This window comes from Auritidibacter sp. NML100628 (assembly GCF_003185985.1).
Taxonomy (GTDB): Bacteria; Actinomycetota; Actinomycetes; order Actinomycetales; family Micrococcaceae; genus Auritidibacter; species Auritidibacter ignavus.
Genome location: NZ_QHLP01000012.1, coordinates 59,938 through 77,471 on the forward strand (window position 1 = coordinate 59,938; position 17,534 = coordinate 77,471).

Here is a 17,534-nt window from a genome sequence, read left to right on the forward strand (position 1 = left end):
AGGATCAGGTCCTTTGCTGTGCGACGGCAATGAGTTTGTGGGCCTGCTGTAGCCGGTCCGGGGCGTCGGCGTTGATCCAGTGCACGCGTGGGTCGGCCGAAAACCACGTTTCTTGTCGTTTGGCGAATTGTCGGGTGGCAATCACGATTTTCTCGACAGCCTCGTCGAGAGGCAACCGTCCTTCCAACACCTCCAAAAGCTGGCGGTAGCCGATAGCTCGGGATGCTGTGGGTGAGTCGGTGATACCCTGTGCTACCAGCCGTTGGACTTCTTCCAGCCATCCTTGTTCAAGCATGGCGTGGACCCGGTCACGAATCCGTTGGTGCAACCGGACCCGGTTCAGCCTTAATCCAATCTGAACCACCGGCGGGATCCCCGCGGCATAGCGACGTTGGGGCATGTAGGAGCTAAAGGGTCTGCCGGTGAGCTCATGGACTTCCAGGGCGCGAATAATGCGCCGGTCATCGTCTAGTCGCGCGGCGGAGTCCGGGTCCACCGACCGCAGGCGTTCGGTCATCACCTGGATTCCGACCACCTCAGCTTCTTGGGTCAACCGTGCTCTGAGGTCAGGGTCTGTCGGCGGAAATTCCAAGTCGTCCAGCGCTGCTCGCACATACAGCCCGGATCCACCGACCACGATGGGCATGGCGGAGCCGTCGGGCTGTTCCGCCCGGATCGTCTCGATGGCTCGTCGCGCCCCGATCTGGAATTCGGCCACGGAGGCTTCTGCATGAAGCGGGAGGATATCGATCAGGTGATGCACAATGCCACGACGTGATGCCTCTGGAACCTTAGCCGTCCCGATATCCATGCCGGGGTAAAACTGCATCGAATCGGCATTGATAATCTCCGCCCCTGGCCCGGGACCCTCAGAGTATTCGACAGCAAGGTCTAAGGCCAGGTCCGATTTTCCAGTGGCCGTCGGACCGACAATCGCAACAACCGGTTCTGGCATAGCTACAGTGACCTTTAGCCACCCACGCGAATGGTTGGCATCCCCAGGTTTACTCCGGAACCTGTGGAGGAGCCACCGGCATTAGCGCCACAGCTATCGGCCTGCGCCAGATCCCATGCATCCCCGGCACGAGACCGCCGTAACTGGTAGTCCTCAGGCTGGGGGTCAGCAATCAGGAAGTAGGGGTGAGTTTCAGTGATTGGCACAGTCACAAAGTCACCGGGACGTGGCGGGGTTGCCCCAGCCGGAACCGAGAAGTGAATCAGACGATTATCTGGAGCCCGCCCGCTGAGACGACCGGTCGTGGCGCCTTTGGAACCGGTGTCATTGGTGACCAAGACTTCTTGTGTGGTGCCTAGCAATGTGGCGGATTCTTCGGCAGAAATTTGATCTTGCAATGCCACGAGACGTTCGAACCGTTCTTGGACCACATCGGCAGGAATTTGATCTGGCATCTCACCGGCAGGCGTTCCGGGCCGGATGGAGTACTGAAAAGTAAAGGCCGAGGAAAACCGTGAGGATCTCACAACATCTAAGGTGTCCTGGAAATCCTGTTCGGTCTCGCCGGGGAAGCCAACAATGATGTCAGTGGTGATCGCCGCGTGAGGAATTCGCGTGCGTACCTTGTCCAAAATGCCCAGAAACTTCTTCGTGCGGTAGGACCGTCGCATCGATTTCAGGATCCGGTCGGAACCGGATTGCAGTGGCATGTGCAACTGTGGCATCACGTTCGGGGTTTCCGCCATGGCATCGATGACATCATCGGTGAACGATGCCGGATGTGGGCTCGTAAAGCGCACTCGTTCCAGCCCATCAATTTCTCCGCAGGCGCGCAAGAGTTTTGCGAATGCTCCCCGATCCCGGAACTCTACACCGTAGGTGTTGACGTTCTGGCCCAGCAGGGTCACCTCAACGGCACCGGCATCGACAAGGGCCTGGACTTCGGCCAGAATATCACCGGGGCGGCGGTCTTTTTCTTTGCCTCGAAGCTGGGGAACAATGCAGAAGGTGCAGGTGTTGTTGCATCCCACCGAAATGGAAACCCAACCTGAATAGGTGGAGTCGCGTTTGGTCGGCAAGGTGGAGGGGAAGACTTCCAAGGACTCAAGTAACTCGACCTCGGCTTCTTGGTTATGACGCGACCGCTCCAGTAGTGTCGGCAACGAGCCGATGTTATGGGTACCGAACACCACATCGACCCAGGGAGCTTTCTCCACAATCGTGTTCTGATCCTTTTGGGCAAGACAACCACCGACGGCAATCTGCATGCCGGGGTGCGCTTCTTTGACGGCGCGGAGGTTCCCAAGGTTTCCGTAGAGTTTATTATCGGCGTTTTCCCGCACCGCGCACGTGTTGAATACCACCAGGTCAGCTTGTTCGTCCCTGCTGGCGGGAACGTAGCCGTGGTCTTCCAGAAGCCCGGAGATACGTTCAGAATCGTGAACGTTCATTTGGCATCCGAAAGTCCGCACTTCGTACGAGCGCGTGGTCGAATCAGCCTGATCGGCGATGAGCTGGGAAGTCAGAGTCACAGTAATACTCGCTCATGAGGCTAGGAGTCAGTTTCTTTCTCCTCTAGCACCCGTTTAACAATGCTAAAGGCCATGGAGGGTGCATAGCCTTTGCGACCGAGCATCCCCACCATGCGTCGAACTAGTTTATCGCGTTCGCGACGGTCCTCAGCAATTGTTGTCCCGGGGACAGACTTGCGCGCCAGTTTACGCTCTACGAGCTCAACGCCACGTTGGTATTGCTGGTCATCGTCGATGAGTTCGAGCGCCTGTTCAGCTGTTTCCCCGACAATGCCTTTGTCGTGTAGCTCACGTGCCAGGGCTGTTTTGGCCAATCCCTTTGAACGTTGCCGTGATTCGACCCAGGACCGGGCGAAGGCAGCATCGTCGATGAGTTGAACTTCTTCGAACCGGTCCAAAACCTTTTCGGCAACGTCAGCGGGGATCTCCTGGGACGCGAGCTTATCTGCCAGTTGTTTCCTGGTTTTCGGAGTCGCCGACAGGGTGCGCAAGAGGATCTGACGGGCTCGTTGTGCCTGGTCCTCGCCAACGGGCGCCCAGGGAGCTACACCGTCGGTAGCCGAGTATTGTGACGGATCGTCGTGCATTCCGCGCCGAGGTTCATCGCTCGACTCGAGTTGTTCGATCTGCTCCCTTAAGCGCGCGAGGACCTCGGAACGGTCGTGAGGTTGACTCATCAGGCTCCAGTATCTTCGACCACGCTCAGACCGGAGTCTTCAATCTCCTCGTCCTCGGCAATGATGCCCATGGCCTTCTTGATCCGTTCTTCGAGTTCATTGGCCAAATCTGGGTTGTCCTTGAGGAATCGGCGCGCATTTTCCTTGCCTTGGCCCAGCTGGTCACCCTCGTAGGTAAACCATGCTCCGGATTTGCGAATGATGTTTTCTTGGACGCCCAGGTCCAGAATGTCTCCTTCGCGGGAGATACCTTGGCCGTAGAGAATGTCGAATTCCGCTTGTTTAAACGGCGGAGCCATCTTATTCTTCACGATTTTCGCCCGAGTACGGTTGCCGACCGGATTACCAGCTTCTTTCAACGTCTCGATGCGACGTACATCCACCCGCACGGAAGCGTAGAATTTCAGTGCCTTACCGCCGGTGGTGGTTTCCGGACTGCCAAAGAACACCCCAACTTTTTCGCGTAGCTGGTTGATGAAGATTGCTGTGGTTTTTGACTGAGCGAGGCGACCGGTGATCTTGCGCAGGGCCTGCGACATCAAGCGAGCCTGCAGGCCCACATGAGAGTCTCCCATTTCGCCTTCGATTTCTGCTCGAGGCACCAATGCCGCCACCGAGTCGACAACGACGATATCGAGTGCGCCGGATCCGACGAGCATGTCCATGATTTCCAGCGCTTGTTCACCGGTGTCGGGCTGAGACACCAGCAACGAATCAGTGTCAACGCCGAGTTTGGCAGCGTATTCAGGATCGAGTGCGTGCTCCGCGTCGATGAATGCAGCCACGCCACCGTTACGTTGCGCATTGGCCACAGCGTGTAATGCCACAGTGGTTTTACCGGAGGACTCTGGACCGTAGACCTCGACAACACGACCCCGCGGGAAACCACCAATACCAAGAGCAACGTCGAGAGCGACAGAACCGGTTTTTACGACTTCAATAGGAGCCCGGGCTTCGTCGCCCAGGCGCATAATGGAGCCCTTTCCGTAATTTTTGTCGATCTGTGCCAGGGCCGCTTCGAGCGCCTTGTCTCGATCTGTTTCTTTATTGCCTTTGCTGGAGGTTGCTGCCATGGTTGTACTCCTTGTCACGAGGGAAGGTAGACCGCAACGTTGAACCGCTTAGCACGGTCCCGATGCACCCAAAAGTCTAGGGATCCGTCACGGACGCGATAAGCCTCAAGGACAACGTGTGGAAAACTATCGCACCGACGAATACTCCCTTGTTCTAGCTCCACTGTACGGGAATTAGAACACTATTTCGAACATTGGCAGGCGTGTTGTACAAAGTGGGCTGTTTGTCCGCGATTTTATAGAACGTCTGAACCACTCGCGGTGCCAGTGACTCGTCACTAGATGACGTCGGGATTGTCTTTCGTCGGGATGTCTCGGCCCAGTCGACGAGATTCAGGGATCTGATGTAAGTCGCAGAGGTCGTGCCAAACGCGTTTTGGCTCCACACCTCGATCCAGGGCCTGCTGGGCAGTGACATGAAGACTAGGGAGTATGAGGGAATCTACGATGACGCGTGCGGTGGTGTCACCGAATTCTTCGGTGGCTAAACGCCAGAACTCTGAGACTCTCACCAGCTGTGACTCTCCTTGACAACATCGCAGCCACCGACTCGTGGAGAGAATCGGCGGCTGCTCCTTTAATTTACGGTGTATTCAGGCAACCCTGGAGTGTGTATTAGTGGGTTCCAGCCATGTAACCGCGAGGTCCCGTAGCCGACTGGTTCGGCTGCGCGACTCCCCGCTGGAAGCGGTGGGTCATTTCTTCTGGAACGGTATCGGGTACGTGTCCCACTTCGGCCACGGCGATACGATCGGCAACTTCCCGCAACATAGCCGAGAACGGGACGTCGAGGGCTTCACAGATTGCGGCGAGCAATTCACTGGAGGCCTCCTTTTGTCCGCGTTCCACTTCGGACAAATAGCCAAGTGAGACTCGTGCATCGTGGGAGACTTCGCGGAGAGTGCGTCCTTGCCGCTGACGAATATCGCGGAGCACCTCTCCGATTTCCTCACGAAGAACCGGTACTGCGTACTCGGTAGCGTCTTGTTCTTCTCGGCCTGGATCGCCTGCGTTAACCCAACGGGTAATTCCGTTGACTACGACTGGTTCTTTCATCATCTGTGGCGTTTCTCCTCTGCCGCTTAGGAATTCTGCTAGTTCTGAGGACAACAAGGACTAGCGACCTGTGTTCTATTATGAACAACTCATGATGCGTGGATTTTGTTCCCGATCGCTCGGAACGATTTCTCCCGCATCCTCTGGCGCCGTGATGTAGTCTACGGGAGCAACCTGAAGTAAAGCTGGGAAGAGTTGAGTCTAGATCACTCAACTGTTCGCCCGCTCACTGCTTAGTCAACGACTGCGCAGAGCTGTGTGATGGCGGCCTCGACGGTTTGGTGCCGGATCTGTGCGCGATCTCCTTGCAGATGCAGTTCAACGTGTTGGGAAACGTGATCGGCAATGCACAGGCCGATGTATACGGTGCCGACGTCTTTGCCCTGGTGCGGCTCCGGGCCAGCTACTCCGGTCGTGGATATACCAATGTCGCTGTCGCAGACTCTCTGGGCGCCCCGAGCCATCTGTTCTGCGGTAACCGGGTCCACGGCTCCCCGGGTACTGAGTAGGTGGGCGTCAACCCCGAGCACGCGCTGTTTAATCTTATTCTGGTAGGAGACCACTCCCCCGTTGAGTATCGCTGAGGCGCCGGGAACGTCGGCGATACGGGCAGCAAGCAAACCGGCAGTCAGAGACTCTGCGGTAGCCACCGTTAGGCCACGGTCAGTCAGGGTGTGAACCAGCGCGTGCAGGGGTGTTTGGTGCATTAGGAGCTCGCCTGATCTTTTTCGGGGGTCGTACCACGTAGCTGAATGGCTTTGATCACGTAGTCGATGCCGGTGATCACGGTGATGGCCATGGCGATCAGGACGAGACCCCAGCCAAGGTAGAGCCACCACAGTCCGACCAGATCAACCAGCGGGGCCAACAGGACGATGAGGCCCGCGGTTTGGAACACGGTCTTGATTTTGCCACCGCGTGAGGCGGGCATGACTTGGACTCGGACTAGGGCCAGACGCATCAGCGTGATGCCCCACTCCCGCACCAGGATAACGATGGTAACCCACCACCACAGCTCCCCGAGCGCGGACAAGACGATAAAAGCCACTCCGGTCAGAAGCTTGTCTGCGATCGGGTCGGCGATCTTGCCGAAGTCGGTGACGATCCCGCGGGCTCGAGCGATATCGCCGTCGAGTTTATCGGTGTACATCGCCACGGCAAAGACCACCAAGGCCAACCAGCGGTACATTCCCGATTCGACACCATACGCTCCGCCGGCGATCAGGAACCACATCAACAGTGGCACCATCACGATGCGAACCATGGTGAGGATATTCGGCAGGTTCCAGACCTGCTTGGTGTTTAGCGCCCCGTCAGTTGCCATGCGTCCTCATTCGTTGTGTCAGCCTCACCCAGATCGTCGTAGTCCGCATAGTCGGTATGCACGGGCGAATCATAGGCGGTGCTGGTTGTCCTCGAGTCAGTATCGAGGGCGGTGTCCGTCTCGGCGTGTTCCGTGGTCTCAGTCTGGGCCGAAGGCGGGGTCTCGCCCTTGATGGTGGCGATCACATCGGCCAGATCATCGGGTTTGACCAGCACATCACGGGCCTTAGATCCTTCCGAGGGCCCTACCACCCCGCGGGACTCCATCAAGTCCATCAGCCGCCCGGCCCGAGCGAAGCCCACCCGGAGCTTACGTTGCAACATGGAGGTGGATCCGAACTGGGAGGTGACGACCAGCTCGACGGCTTGCAGCAGGTCTTCCAGATCGTCTCCAATATCCTCGTCGATCTGTTTCTGCGGCTTGTCCGGGATGACATCGTCTCGGTATTGGGCGGTCATTTGCGACTTGACGTGGTCCACCACGGCGTGAATTTCGGATTCGTTGACCCAGGCGCCCTGGACACGCATCGGTTTGGACTTGCCCATCGGCAAGAACAACGCGTCACCTTGGCCGAGCAGTTTCTCTGCGCCGGGCTGGTCGAGCACCACTCGGGAGTCGGTGACCGAGGAGGTCGCAAACGCCAACCGGGAGGGGATATTGGCTTTGATCAGACCGGTGACCACGTCCACCGAGGGCCGCTGGGTGGCCAGCACCAGGTGAATACCGGCAGCGCGAGCCAACTGGGTGATGCGCACAATCGCGTCTTCGACATCGCGCGGGGCGACCATCATCAAATCAGCAAGCTCGTCAACGATCACCAGCAGGTAAGGGTAGGGCTTGAGCTTGCGCTTCGAATCCGGTGGCAGGGTCACTTTTCCGGCGCGCACAGCGTTATTGAAGTCGTCGATGTGCTTGTACCCGAAGGCGGCTAGGTCGTCGTAGCGGGTGTCCATTTCTTGCACGACCCACTGCAGAGCTTCGGCAGCTTTCTTCGGGGAGGTAATAATCGGTGTCACCAGGTGGGGTACGCCCTCGTAGGCGGTTAGCTCCACACGCTTGGGGTCGACCATGATCATCCGGACCTCGTCCGGGGTCGAATGCATCAGGATTGAGGTGATCATCGAGTTAACGAAGGAGGACTTACCGGCGCCGGTGGCACCGGCAACAAGCATATGGGGCATCTTGGCCAGGTTGGCCATCACGAACCCACCTTCAACGTCCTTCCCCACGCCCATGATCATCGGGTGATCGGATTTGCGCGCTACATTAGAACGTAACACATCCCCCAGGGCGACAACTTCTTTGTCCCGGTTAGGAATTTCCACACCGATCGCCGATTTGCCCGGGATCGGGCTGAGCATGCGTACCTCGGGCGAGGCCACCGCGTAGGCGATATTTTTCTCCAGACCGGTGACTTTCTCGACCTTGGTCCCCGGTGCCACTTCAATCTCGTAGCGGGTCACCGTCGGGCCACGAGAGAAACCGGTGACCTCGGCGTCGACTTTGAACTGTTCGAAGGTCGAGTTCAGTGCTGCCACGATGTGGTCGTTGGCTTCGGTGCGATCTTTGGCCGGAGGTCCGGGTGGTAGCAACTCGAGCGAGGGCAACGTGTAGGTGACATCGCCGTCCAGGTGGAGTTGTTCTGACCGGGCAGGAAGTGGTGGCAGTTGCGGTGCTTGAGAGACCTTGGTTGAGGGCACCGAGTGCTGGGACGGCTGGTCGCTGTCGTCCGCAACGAGTCCTGCTGCTCGACGGGCTTGCTGCAACTTCTGTTCATCGGCGGTGGGGCGTTTCACCCCGGCCGGAATCGTCGTGTCGATCGGCTGGGTGGCGTCCTGGTCCACGGCCTGATCGGCTGAGGGGTCATCGTCCAGTGCGTCGTTGTCGCCGGTTTCGTCCGGCTCGGTGGATGCCTCGTCGAAGAGATCACCGAAGTCGATCACTTCGGTGGCTTGGTCTTTCGTGCGCTTTGCGGACTTCTTCGACTCGCGGCCGGCCCCATCTGCTCCGAGAGATTCCGTCGTATCGGGATGATTTGGGTGATCGTCGAGCACCGCGGTGGCGTAGGCCTGCTGACCGGCGGACTGACGGTCGAGGTGGTCCGCGTCGTTATCGGTGGTCCCCCCGTCGTCAGCCCGGTTGTTGGTAGACCGTCGCAAGAAGCGCAACAGCCCACCTGAGGCCCGGCGTGGCTTCTTCGGCTCGCCGGGTTGCCCGACAGCGTCGTGTTGGTACAGGTAAGACTGATCGTGTCCAGATTCGCGACGATAGTCCTGTGGTTCCTCGCTGTGTTCAGACGGGTCCTGTCCGGTCAGCCACTGATACATGCCCACGATGCGGGCGGGAATCTTCCCGACTGGGGTGGCGGTCAACACCAGCAGGCCAAAGACCAACAGCACGATCATCAGCACCCACACGGGGACCGGGGTGATCAGTGAGACCAGTGGGTCGGTAACAATAAAGCCCAGTACTCCTCCGGAACTGAGCATTTCCTGAAGCGAGCCGGCAACCGGCGGGTTGGAAAACGCCAACTGTGCGATGCCGGCACCGCAGATCATCATGATCACCAGTCCGATCGCGATCCGTCCGTTGGCCCGGTCAGCTTCCGGGTAACGGAAGAGTCGCACGGCGAGGATGACCAGGGCCACTGGGAGAAACAAAGCCATCCATCCGAAGGTTCCGGCGGCCACGCCGTGGACGATGTGACCGTACCCGGGCACATCGCGTAGGCCCCACCATTCCACCGAGGCAATGATCGTGGCCACGAGTACTAAGAAGAAGCCGGTGCCGTCGCGACGATCTTGGGGCGGGATGTGGCGGTCGGGCCCGATTTTGCGCACACCGGCGCCGATTGGGGTGGCAAACATCATCCAGAACCCGCGTAGCACCCGGACAACCCACGGACTGGTCGGGTCGGTGGTTTCGTACGCTAAATGCACGGTCTCATCGGCACCTGCGTTCTTCTTCGACGAAGAGCTGGAGGTCTTCGACGACCGTGCTGGGGAAGTTTCAGTCGCCATAAGGCCTTATTCTACCGCGCTCTAGCGACTGAGACAGGATGAACGCGATTCGGGCACGTCATCGTGCTCTTGGTACCGCAGACAAGCAAGGGGTCTGCTACTCACATGACCAGCAGACCCCTTGGCTCACTGACAGTCGATGACGTATCAGTGAGCGGTTTAGTAGGAGGAGTAACCGTCCTCGGTCAGCTCGTGCTTCTCGTTACCGGTGATGGCCGGGTTGAAGATCGACACCAGGATCAAGTCCTCGTTGTCGCCGCCCTTCAGGGTGTGGGCATCGTGCTCGTCGAGCACGTAGATGGTCCCTTCAGTGATCTTGTGCTCGGTACCGTCAGGTTCCACCACGGAACCGGAACCGCCGATGCAGTAGCAGGCCTCCAGGTGGTTGCGGTACTGCAGTTTGGAGGAACTGCCGGCCCGCACAACGGTATGGGCCACAGCAAATCCCATGTTGTCTTTGTCCACAAGCAGACGCTCGGAGGTTCCGCCACCCCATTCAACTTTTTCGACGTCGTCACGGCTACGAGTAAACATTATTCTCCTTCCGTTGTCGTCGCCCCGGGCGACAGGTCCGGCCTGGAGCGAACGCTTCTCTTTCTCACGTTAGGGGCCGGTTCACGTGGTGTCAGTATCTGAACGACGTGTTTCAGACACTGTTTAAAACCACACAGCCTGCATTCAGCACGTACCCGTTGAGGTGGGCAACGGGTACCTGGGGTCTGGTTAGGCCTCAATAATGATCGGCACGATCATTGGACGACGGCGTAGTTTGCGGTTCACCCACGATCCGATCGCTCGACGCATGACTTGCTGTAGCTGGTGATTGGTGTGCTTCTTATCGGAAGCGGCTGCCTCTTCCAGAGCTTTGATGATCTTGGGTTTGACCGATTCGAAGACGGTGTCATCTTCGGCCACACCTCGGGCGTGAATGTCGGGTCCGGAGACAATCTTTCCGGTTTGCCGGTTGATCACCGCAATCACCGAGATAAAGCCTTCTTCGCCCAACACCCGACGGTCCTTGAGATCTGCGTCGGTGATTTCGCCAATGGACTTACCGTCGACGTAGACATAACTGCAGTCGATTTCGCCCACAATCTCGGCATGACCGTCTTTGAGGTCGACCACAGAACCGTCTTCGGCCAGAATCACCTTCTCGGTGGGAACCCCGGTGGCTTCGGCGATCCGACCGTTGGCGATCAGGTGGCGGACTTCCCCGTGGATCGGCATCACGTTGCGGGGTCGAACAATGTTGTAGCTATAGAGTAGTTCCCCTTGTGAAGCGTGGCCAGAGACGTGCACCTGGGCGTTGCCCTTGTGCACCACTTCGGCACCGAGTTTCATCAGGCCGTTGATCACCCGGCATACGGAGTTTTCGTTACCAGGGATCAGCGAGGACGCCAGCACGACCAGGTCCTCGGGCTGGATTTGGACCTGGTGGTCGCCGTTCGCCATCCGGGATAGGGCAGCCATGGGCTCGCCCTGGGAGCCGGTCGACATCAACACAATGCGGTTGTCGGGGTAGTCATCGACCTTCTTCATGTCGATAACGGTGTTGTCTGGGATGTTGAGGTAACCCAATTGGGCAGCGATTCCCATATTCCGCACCATCGAGCGACCGACGAAGGCCACTTTGCGCTGGTGCATCGCCGCGGCATCAAGGACCTGTTGGACACGGTGGACGTGGGAGGAGAAGCTAGCGACAATAATGCGTCGTTGTGCGCGTCCGAACAGCGATTCTAGCACCGGGCCGATGTCTTTTTCGGTGGTGGTAAAGCCGGGAACTTCGGCGTTGGTGGAATCAGTCATGAACAAGTCCACGCCTTCTTCACCCAATCGAGCGAAAGCGCGCAGGTCGGTGATGCGACCGTCAAGGGGCAACTGGTCCATCTTAAAGTCACCGGTGTGCAACACGGTGCCCGCCTCCGAGCGGATAAACAGCGCCAAGGCATCGGGAATCGAGTGATTGACGGCGACGAATTCGAGTTCGAAGGGCCCGAGCTGTTCGAGCTGACCTTCCGTGACAGCCAGCGTGTAAGGAGTGATGCGGTGCTCTTCGAGTTTGGCTTCAATCAGGGCCAGGGTCAATTGCGAGCCCACCAGGGGGATATCGTCTTTCATCCGCAACAGGTAAGGTACCGCGCCGATGTGATCTTCGTGGCCGTGGGTGAGGACGATGCCGACCACATCGTCAAGACGATCGCGGATGTAGTCAAAATCTGGCAGGATCAGGTCAACACCGGGTTGTACTTCTTCAGGAAAGAGCACACCACAGTCAACGATGAGTAGTTTTCCGTTGAGCTCGAAGACGGTCATGTTGCGGCCAACATCGCCGAGCCCGCCCAATGGCACAATGCGCATGGTTCCGCCAGGCAGTTGAGGGGGATGAGACAGCACTACTTGCTGTTCGTGGGGCATGAAGGTCCTTTCGGAAAAATATCAGAATGAAATATTTGTTTCGGCCAGGTCTGTACGGATGGCCTTGAGGTCTTCTTCGGTGGCCTCGGTAAGAGGCAGGCGCACGGTCGCCGATGAAATCAAGCCCTGACCGGCCAGGATGGCCTTCGAGGCGACGGCGCCCTGGTGGTGGGACATCACCGCGCGCTGGACCGGGTCGAGTTGAAAATGCAGTGCTCGGGCAGTAAGCAGGTCGCCCTCATTCAGGGCGTCCACCATCGCACGGTAGGTCCCGGGGGCAATGTGAGCGCTGACCGAGATCACGCCAACGGCACCGGCAGCCATCAGCGGGAAAGTCATCAAATCGTCGCCGGAATAGACAAACAGGTCTGTTTCAGCCAGTACTGTGGTGGTCGATTGGTAGTCGCCCTTGGCATCTTTAAGCGCCAAAATATTGGGGTGATCGGCCAGGGCGACAATGGTCTCAACGCCAATGGGACGCACCGAACGTCCGGGAATGTCGTAGAGGATCACTGGCACGTCAGTCGCCGAGGCCACGGTTTCAAAGTGTGCTTTGATACCGGCCTGCACTGGCTTGTTGTAGTAGGGAGTCACCAGCAACAACCCGTCAACGTCGGTGGCCGCAGCACGTCGGGAGAGTTCGGCTGAATGAGCCGTGTCGTTCATCCCGGTTCCGGCGATAATTTTGCACCTGTCGCCGACAGCTTCTTTGACCACCTGGTACATCAGCACGTTTTCGTCATCCGTCAGCGTCGAAATCTCACCGGTGGTTCCGGTCACCACGAGTCCGTCGACTCCAGAATCCACCAAATGCGTGGCAAGTTTTTGAGCGGAGTCGGCATCCACCTGACCGTCGGCGGTGAATGGTGTCACCATGGCAACCAGGGTGGTACCGAAAACGTCTTCTGCTTGCTGACTCAAATCGCTCATGGACATAGCTTACCTGTGACGCACGCGGGGTACATCATTGCCGTACCGTCACTCTGTAAAGTTGTTCACGGCATCAGGTATTTCATCGTCACGGCATCCCAGCATCCAGGCGGGCCTTAAGAGGTGACGATCTAGACACAGGATGAGCACCCAACTATGGCTTCTTCTTCCTCAACCACGGGTTCGCCCTTTGGGCTCCGGCAACGACTGACCGGTATCGATGTCGCCCGCGCACTGGCGATTCTTGGCATGATTGCCGTTCACGTCTACCCGCTGAACGTCACGGATGCAGCCACCGGCCGTATCGTCCCCAGTTGGGCCGGGTGGATCGCGGCGGGGTCGTCTTCGGTGCTGTTCTGCGTTGTGGCGGGTGTTTCGGTGGTGTTGCTCAGTCGCAACGCGTCGACGGTGGGTTTCGGACAGATCGTGATTCGTTTGCTGTTACGAGCCACCGTGTTGGTATTGCTGGGTTTGACCCTGGGCCAGCTGGATTCCGGGGTTGCCGTGATCCTGGTGCACTACGGGGTGCTTTTCGTCATTGCCATCGCTTTCCTGAAGCTCTCGGCCAAGGTCTTGGGTGTGCTGGCGGTCAGCTGGTTGGTGCTGATGCCACTGCTGTTCGGAGTGCTCAACCGGTTCCTCCAGGCGGCTATGGGCCGAGTGGAGTACGTCAACAACTTTCGGCTATGGTCCAACCCGAATTTCATCTCGTTGTTGGAGCAACCGGGTGTCACGCTCTGGGACGTGCTGGTCTCGGGCTACTATCCGGTGCTCGTGTGGACCGGTTTCTTACTGCTGGGCATGTTTATCGCCAAGATGGACCTGCGGTCCTTTCCGGTGCATCTGTTCCTCTTCGGCGCGGGATTGCTGGTGGCTGGTCTGACACGTGCCTGGGGCTATGGGCTCGCATCGAATCCGGAGCGGCTCCGGCGGTGGAGCGAGCTGAGCTTCACCGACCCAGCCGAGGCCCCGGCTGCCGCACTGACCGGGTCGGGTATGGTCACTCAGTACCTTGTCGGTGATCCTTCCTGGTATGTGATGGTCGCTCCGCATTCCACGGCTCCCCTCGATGTGCTCTCCACGGCCGGGATTGCCGTGGCGGTGATCGGGTTGTGTCTCATCCTCACCCAGCACACAGCGGGTCTGGGCGATAAGGTCCTCTATCCGCTGATCGGCGCCGGAGCCATTCCCTTGACCCTGTACGTCGCTCACGTGCTGGTCATGGCGGTGTTGGGCGATGAGGCCGGCTCCGAATGGACCGTGTTGCTGATCCAATGGGGCGCGTGCTTGATTCTGGGCACTGCACTTCGGATCGTGGGCTGGCGTGGCCCGTTGGAATTCCTCATACACGCGGTGTCCACGCATTTAATTGTGCTCAACCCGCCGGCTAAAGACTCCCGCTAGGCACGTCTCAAACCACGTGACGGCCTGAATCAGTCTTGCCCGGCTTCCATCTTGATGGCCTTATTCAGTGCTTGTCGGGCACGACGTCGGTCACCGGCGGCATCGTAGGCCAGTCCCAGGCGGAACCAGCTACGCCAGTTCTCCGGATCGTTCTGGGTTTCTATTCGGTAGATCTCGAAATCCTCATCGGCAGCAGCCTGATCGATCTTGTTGTATTTTCCCCGGGGGAGGTCATCGACCGGCAAGCCACCTTCTTGGTCGAGGATTTTCGCCAACCGTTCGGTCCCGGCCCCAAAACGCCATTCTCTCATCAACGCCCAGATCCCGAACAGGAGCATGACGATCACGGCCCAGCCGATCAGGTTGGCCAGGGTGGACTGGGAACTGATGAACCCGATCGCAGACGTCAATCCCAGGAAAATGAAAAGCAAGGCCAACACAATCAGCGCGATGGCCGCAAACTTATTCTTCATCGAGACTACTTTTACCTCAACTGACTCAGGTTTTAGTGCAGGTCTAAATACGCATCCAACCCGTAGCTCAGCCCCGGGTTATCTGCTACCTGTCGCAAGCCGAGCAAAACACCGGGCATATAGGAGCTACGGTCGAAGGCATCGTGTCGCAAGACCAGCTGTTGCCCGGGACTACCCAGCAGCACCTCTTGGTGGGCTTCAAGCCCCGCCAGCCGGACCGCGTGGACGTGAATGTCGTCAATGGTGGCCCCGCGAGCACCGTGGGGATCCTGTTCGGTGGCATCGGGGCTGGGTGGAAGCTCGTGCTCGGCGCGGGCCTGGGCAATCATTGACGCCGTGCGGGTGGCAGTTCCGGAGGGAGCATCAACTTTATGAGGGTGATGCATTTCGATAATTTCAACCGAGTCGAAGTACCGTGCAGCTTGAGTGGCAAACTGGGTGGCCAGCACTGAGCCAATCGAAAAATTCGGAGCAATCAGCACTCCCACATCGGGGTGGTCACCCAACTGTTGTTGGAGACGGTCCCGCTTCTCATCGGACCACCCGGAGGTTCCCACGACGGTGTGCAGGTCGCGTTCGACAGCGAACTGAACCACTGATTCAGACACCGACGGGACCGTGAGGTCCAACACGTGGGTGGCCTCGGAGTCAAGAATTTCTTCCAGCTGAGACTTTGAGTTCAGTTGAGCCACCAGGCGCATGTCCGGGGCTGCCTCGATGGCAGCCCCGGCATGCTGGCCCATTTTTCCGGTCGCGCCCACCAGGGCCACGTGAATATCTGTCTGTGAGGTCATGTCCCCCACTCTAGTGGCCGGGACTGGATGGGCGCTGACAGACACTGTTTAGAAGCGGTCAGTCCCTCTGAAGTGTCCGCGGCCGTCAGACTGGCCTGCAGAATAAGAGTGGGTTGGGGATTCCTCAGCCCCGAGCTGGTAGAACGGCTCGGTGAGGTTGTCGTGACGCCATGCCTGCCACCACGACACATGGCTCATCTGCCGGTCGATGTCTTCGGCGGAGGAGTCCATGCGCGGGTCGATCTGCAGGTAGCGCTTGGTTTCTCGTGCAATCAGTCCCGACATCGCCAGCAGGCCGATGATGTTCGGCACAGCCATCAAACCGTTGGTCAGGTCCGAGAAATCCCACACGATTTCCAGTGGCAAAGTACACCCCAGATAAATCACGATACAGAACAGCACGCGGTAGGGCATCACCCAAGCGCGACCCAGCAGGCGTTCCACATTGCGCTCGCCGTAATAGGACCAGGCCAGCATGGTGGAATAGGCGAACAGGATCAGACCGATGGTGACGATCAGGTGGCCCCAGTTACCGGGAAGCCCTTCGGTGAAGGCGTTAGCGGTCATGATGGCGGCTTCTTGGCGTTCTCCGGCCTGCCAGGCTCCGGTGGTAATCAGCACCAGACCGGTGCAGGTCACCACAATGATGGTGTCGATAAAGGTCTGGGTCATCGAGACCAGGCCCTGGCGGACCGGGTGAGTGGTCTTGGCAGCTGCCGCGGCAATCGCGGCCGAGCCCATCCCCGACTCGTTCGAGAAAATACCGCGAGCCACACCGTACTGGATGGCAATAATCATCGCCGAGCCGGCGAAACCACCCACCGCAGAGGTTCCGGTGAAGGCATCGGTGAACACCATGCCAAGGGCCTCGGGAAGCTGACCGGCGTTAGCGATCAGCAGCCACAGTGAGCCCAGCACGTAGAAGACAATCATCACCGGCACCAGAGCGGAGGTGACATTCCCAATGGATTTAATACCGCCTAGCAAGACCACTAGCGTCAGCACCGTCAGGATCAGTCCGGTGATCCACGGTTCAACGTTGAACGAGTTCTCCACGTTGGAGGCAATGGAATTGCCCTGAGTCATATTGCCAATGCCGAAGGACGCGAAGAACGCAAAGATCGCGAACAGCAAGCCCAAGACTTTGCCGTACCAGCTTCCCAGTCCCCGTTCCAGGTAGTAGGCCGGGCCACCGGACTTTTCGCCCTTCGCATCATTGGTGCGGTAGAGCACACCCAAAAAGGCCTCAGAGTACTTAGTTGCCATACCCAATAGTGCGGTGACCCACATCCAAAACAAGGCACCGGGTCCACCGATTGATAACGCCGTGGCCACCCCGACGATATTTCCGGTCCCCACTGTCGCTGCTAGCGCTGTGGTGAGCGCCTGGAACTGGGAGATATCTCCGTCATCAGAGTCGTCTTTACGCTGGACGAATCCCAGCTTCAGGGCGCGTCCCAGCGTTCGGAATTGAAGACCGCCGTAACGTACGGTCAGGTAGAGACCCGAGAGCAAAAGTAAGGGCATCAGAAAAAATGGTCCCCAGACAAAGTCTCGAATCGCCACGATCACTTCATGGATGGAGTTGATCAGAGCGTCCATGCCGGTCCTTTAGTGTGAGTGTTTAACTGTTTATCGGTTGTCCGGCCCTACACTGATCTGTGTTCTGGGCGAGTCCGCCAGCAGCCGGGCCATCCCAACGACTTCGTCCGCTGAGACACCTGTGATTCTAGCCACAGAACCGTCTAAGTCAATGGGCAGGTTCAACCGGTGGTTGCAACACCGGCCTGTTTCAGGGATTGTAGTGCTTCGCCGAAGACTTCGGCGGGGGTCTTCCAGCCGAGGGTCTTGCGGGGTCTGTTGTTGAGGGTGTGGGCCACC

16 protein-coding genes and 1 pseudogene are annotated in these 17,534 nt (G+C 58.4%); 1 reads left to right on the forward strand and 16 read right to left on the reverse strand.

Annotated elements, in window-relative coordinates:
- Positions 1–4 precede the first annotated feature (4 nt).
- The 12 genes from miaA to dapA form a co-directional block, all read right to left on the reverse strand.
- Entirely contained in the window at positions 5–955 is a 951-nt protein-coding gene (miaA, locus tag DCC24_RS08915; protein ID WP_110099571.1) for a tRNA (adenosine(37)-N6)-dimethylallyltransferase MiaA, read from the reverse strand.
- Between the two features lie 14 nt (positions 956–969).
- Positions 970–2,487, reverse strand: a complete 1,518-nt coding sequence (gene miaB, locus DCC24_RS08920) for a tRNA (N6-isopentenyl adenosine(37)-C2)-methylthiotransferase MiaB (protein WP_110099572.1) — start codon at positions 2,485–2,487, stop codon at positions 970–972.
- A 20-nt stretch (positions 2,488–2,507) separates the two neighbouring features.
- Entirely contained in the window at positions 2,508–3,164 is a 657-nt protein-coding gene (locus DCC24_RS08925) for a regulatory protein RecX (protein WP_233492046.1), read from the reverse strand.
- A complete protein-coding gene (gene recA / locus DCC24_RS08930; RefSeq protein WP_110099573.1) occupies positions 3,164–4,237 on the reverse strand; it encodes a recombinase RecA in 1,074 nt (357 codons plus the stop codon). Before recA ends, DCC24_RS08925 begins: the two co-directional genes overlap by 1 nt.
- A 278-nt stretch (positions 4,238–4,515) precedes the next feature.
- Positions 4,516–4,749 (reverse strand): DUF3046 domain-containing protein, encoded by a 234-nt coding sequence (locus tag DCC24_RS08935; protein ID WP_110099574.1) that lies wholly within the window; start codon positions 4,747–4,749, stop codon positions 4,516–4,518.
- A gap of 103 nt (positions 4,750–4,852) precedes the next feature.
- Positions 4,853–5,296: a helix-turn-helix domain-containing protein gene (locus tag DCC24_RS08940; RefSeq protein WP_110099575.1), complete on the reverse strand. Its 444-nt coding sequence runs from the start codon at positions 5,294–5,296 to the stop codon at positions 4,853–4,855.
- Positions 5,297–5,526: 230 nt separating this feature from the next.
- Positions 5,527–6,000, reverse strand: coding sequence for a CinA family protein (locus DCC24_RS08945; protein WP_110099576.1), 474 nt, complete (start codon positions 5,998–6,000; stop codon positions 5,527–5,529).
- Entirely contained in the window at positions 6,000–6,617 is a 618-nt protein-coding gene (gene pgsA / locus DCC24_RS08950; RefSeq protein ID WP_110099577.1) for a CDP-diacylglycerol--glycerol-3-phosphate 3-phosphatidyltransferase, read from the reverse strand. Before pgsA ends, DCC24_RS08945 begins: the two co-directional genes overlap by 1 nt.
- A complete protein-coding gene (locus tag DCC24_RS08955; RefSeq protein ID WP_110099578.1) occupies positions 6,596–9,637 on the reverse strand; it encodes a DNA translocase FtsK in 3,042 nt (1,013 codons plus the stop codon). The genes pgsA and DCC24_RS08955 overlap by 22 nt, the downstream gene beginning before the upstream one ends.
- A gap of 159 nt (positions 9,638–9,796) precedes the next feature.
- Positions 9,797–10,171, reverse strand: a complete 375-nt coding sequence (locus tag DCC24_RS08960) for an ectoine synthase (RefSeq protein ID WP_110099579.1) — start codon at positions 10,169–10,171, stop codon at positions 9,797–9,799.
- Positions 10,172–10,360: 189 nt separating this feature from the next.
- Positions 10,361–12,052 carry a ribonuclease J gene (locus DCC24_RS08965; protein ID WP_110099580.1) on the reverse strand — a complete coding sequence of 564 codons (1,692 nt, stop codon included), beginning with the start codon at positions 12,050–12,052 and terminating at the stop codon, positions 10,361–10,363.
- Positions 12,053–12,073: 21 nt separating this feature from the next.
- Positions 12,074–12,982 carry a 4-hydroxy-tetrahydrodipicolinate synthase gene (dapA, locus tag DCC24_RS08970; protein WP_110099597.1) on the reverse strand — a complete coding sequence of 303 codons (909 nt, stop codon included), beginning with the start codon at positions 12,980–12,982 and terminating at the stop codon, positions 12,074–12,076.
- Positions 12,983–13,138: 156 nt separating this feature from the next.
- Here dapA and DCC24_RS08975 point away from each other — a divergent pair, with 156 nt between their 5' ends.
- Positions 13,139–14,386: a heparan-alpha-glucosaminide N-acetyltransferase domain-containing protein gene (locus DCC24_RS08975; protein ID WP_110099581.1), complete on the forward strand. Its 1,248-nt coding sequence runs from the start codon at positions 13,139–13,141 to the stop codon at positions 14,384–14,386.
- Positions 14,387–14,415: 29 nt separating this feature from the next.
- On the opposite strand, the gene DCC24_RS08980 is transcribed toward DCC24_RS08975, so the two are convergent.
- The 4 genes and pseudogenes from DCC24_RS08980 to DCC24_RS12205 form a co-directional block, all read right to left on the reverse strand.
- Complete coding sequence (locus DCC24_RS08980) at positions 14,416–14,859, reverse strand: hypothetical protein (RefSeq protein ID WP_110099582.1); 444 nt, start codon at positions 14,857–14,859, stop codon at positions 14,416–14,418.
- A gap of 32 nt (positions 14,860–14,891) precedes the next feature.
- Positions 14,892–15,653, reverse strand: coding sequence for a 4-hydroxy-tetrahydrodipicolinate reductase (gene dapB, locus DCC24_RS08985; protein WP_110099583.1), 762 nt, complete (start codon positions 15,651–15,653; stop codon positions 14,892–14,894).
- Between the two features lie 48 nt (positions 15,654–15,701).
- Positions 15,702–17,255, reverse strand: coding sequence for a sodium:alanine symporter family protein (locus tag DCC24_RS08990; protein WP_110099584.1), 1,554 nt, complete (start codon positions 17,253–17,255; stop codon positions 15,702–15,704).
- Between the two features lie 161 nt (positions 17,256–17,416).
- A pseudogene (locus DCC24_RS12205) lies at positions 17,417–17,534 on the reverse strand (IS30 family transposase); the annotation flags it as partial.

What these genes read in the sequence shown, in the direction of transcription:
- miaA (WP_110099571.1), bottom strand. Translation starts at nt 955, where the DNA reads ATGCCAGAACCGGTTGTTGCGATTGTCGGTCCGACGGCCACTGGAAAA.
- DCC24_RS08925 (WP_233492046.1), bottom strand. Translation starts at nt 3,164, where the DNA reads ATGAGTCAACCTCACGACCGTTCCGAGGTCCTCGCGCGCTTAAGGGAG.
- recA (WP_110099573.1), bottom strand. Translation starts at nt 4,237, where the DNA reads ATGGCAGCAACCTCCAGCAAAGGCAATAAAGAAACAGATCGAGACAAG.
- DCC24_RS08940 (WP_110099575.1), bottom strand. Translation starts at nt 5,296, where the DNA reads ATGATGAAAGAACCAGTCGTAGTCAACGGAATTACCCGTTGGGTTAAC.
- DCC24_RS08945 (WP_110099576.1), bottom strand. Translation starts at nt 6,000, where the DNA reads ATGCACCAAACACCCCTGCACGCGCTGGTTCACACCCTGACTGACCGT.
- pgsA (WP_110099577.1), bottom strand. Translation starts at nt 6,617, where the DNA reads ATGGCAACTGACGGGGCGCTAAACACCAAGCAGGTCTGGAACCTGCCG.
- DCC24_RS08955 (WP_110099578.1), bottom strand. Translation starts at nt 9,637, where the DNA reads ATGGCGACTGAAACTTCCCCAGCACGGTCGTCGAAGACCTCCAGCTCT.
- DCC24_RS08960 (WP_110099579.1), bottom strand. Translation starts at nt 10,171, where the DNA reads ATGTTTACTCGTAGCCGTGACGACGTCGAAAAAGTTGAATGGGGTGGC.
- DCC24_RS08965 (WP_110099580.1), bottom strand. Translation starts at nt 12,052, where the DNA reads ATGCCCCACGAACAGCAAGTAGTGCTGTCTCATCCCCCTCAACTGCCT.
- dapA (WP_110099597.1), bottom strand. Translation starts at nt 12,982, where the DNA reads ATGAGCGATTTGAGTCAGCAAGCAGAAGACGTTTTCGGTACCACCCTG.
- DCC24_RS08975 (WP_110099581.1), top strand. Translation starts at nt 13,139, where the DNA reads ATGGCTTCTTCTTCCTCAACCACGGGTTCGCCCTTTGGGCTCCGGCAA.
- DCC24_RS08980 (WP_110099582.1), bottom strand. Translation starts at nt 14,859, where the DNA reads ATGAAGAATAAGTTTGCGGCCATCGCGCTGATTGTGTTGGCCTTGCTT.
- dapB (WP_110099583.1), bottom strand. Translation starts at nt 15,653, where the DNA reads ATGACCTCACAGACAGATATTCACGTGGCCCTGGTGGGCGCGACCGGA.
- DCC24_RS08990 (WP_110099584.1), bottom strand. Translation starts at nt 17,255, where the DNA reads ATGGACGCTCTGATCAACTCCATCCATGAAGTGATCGTGGCGATTCGA.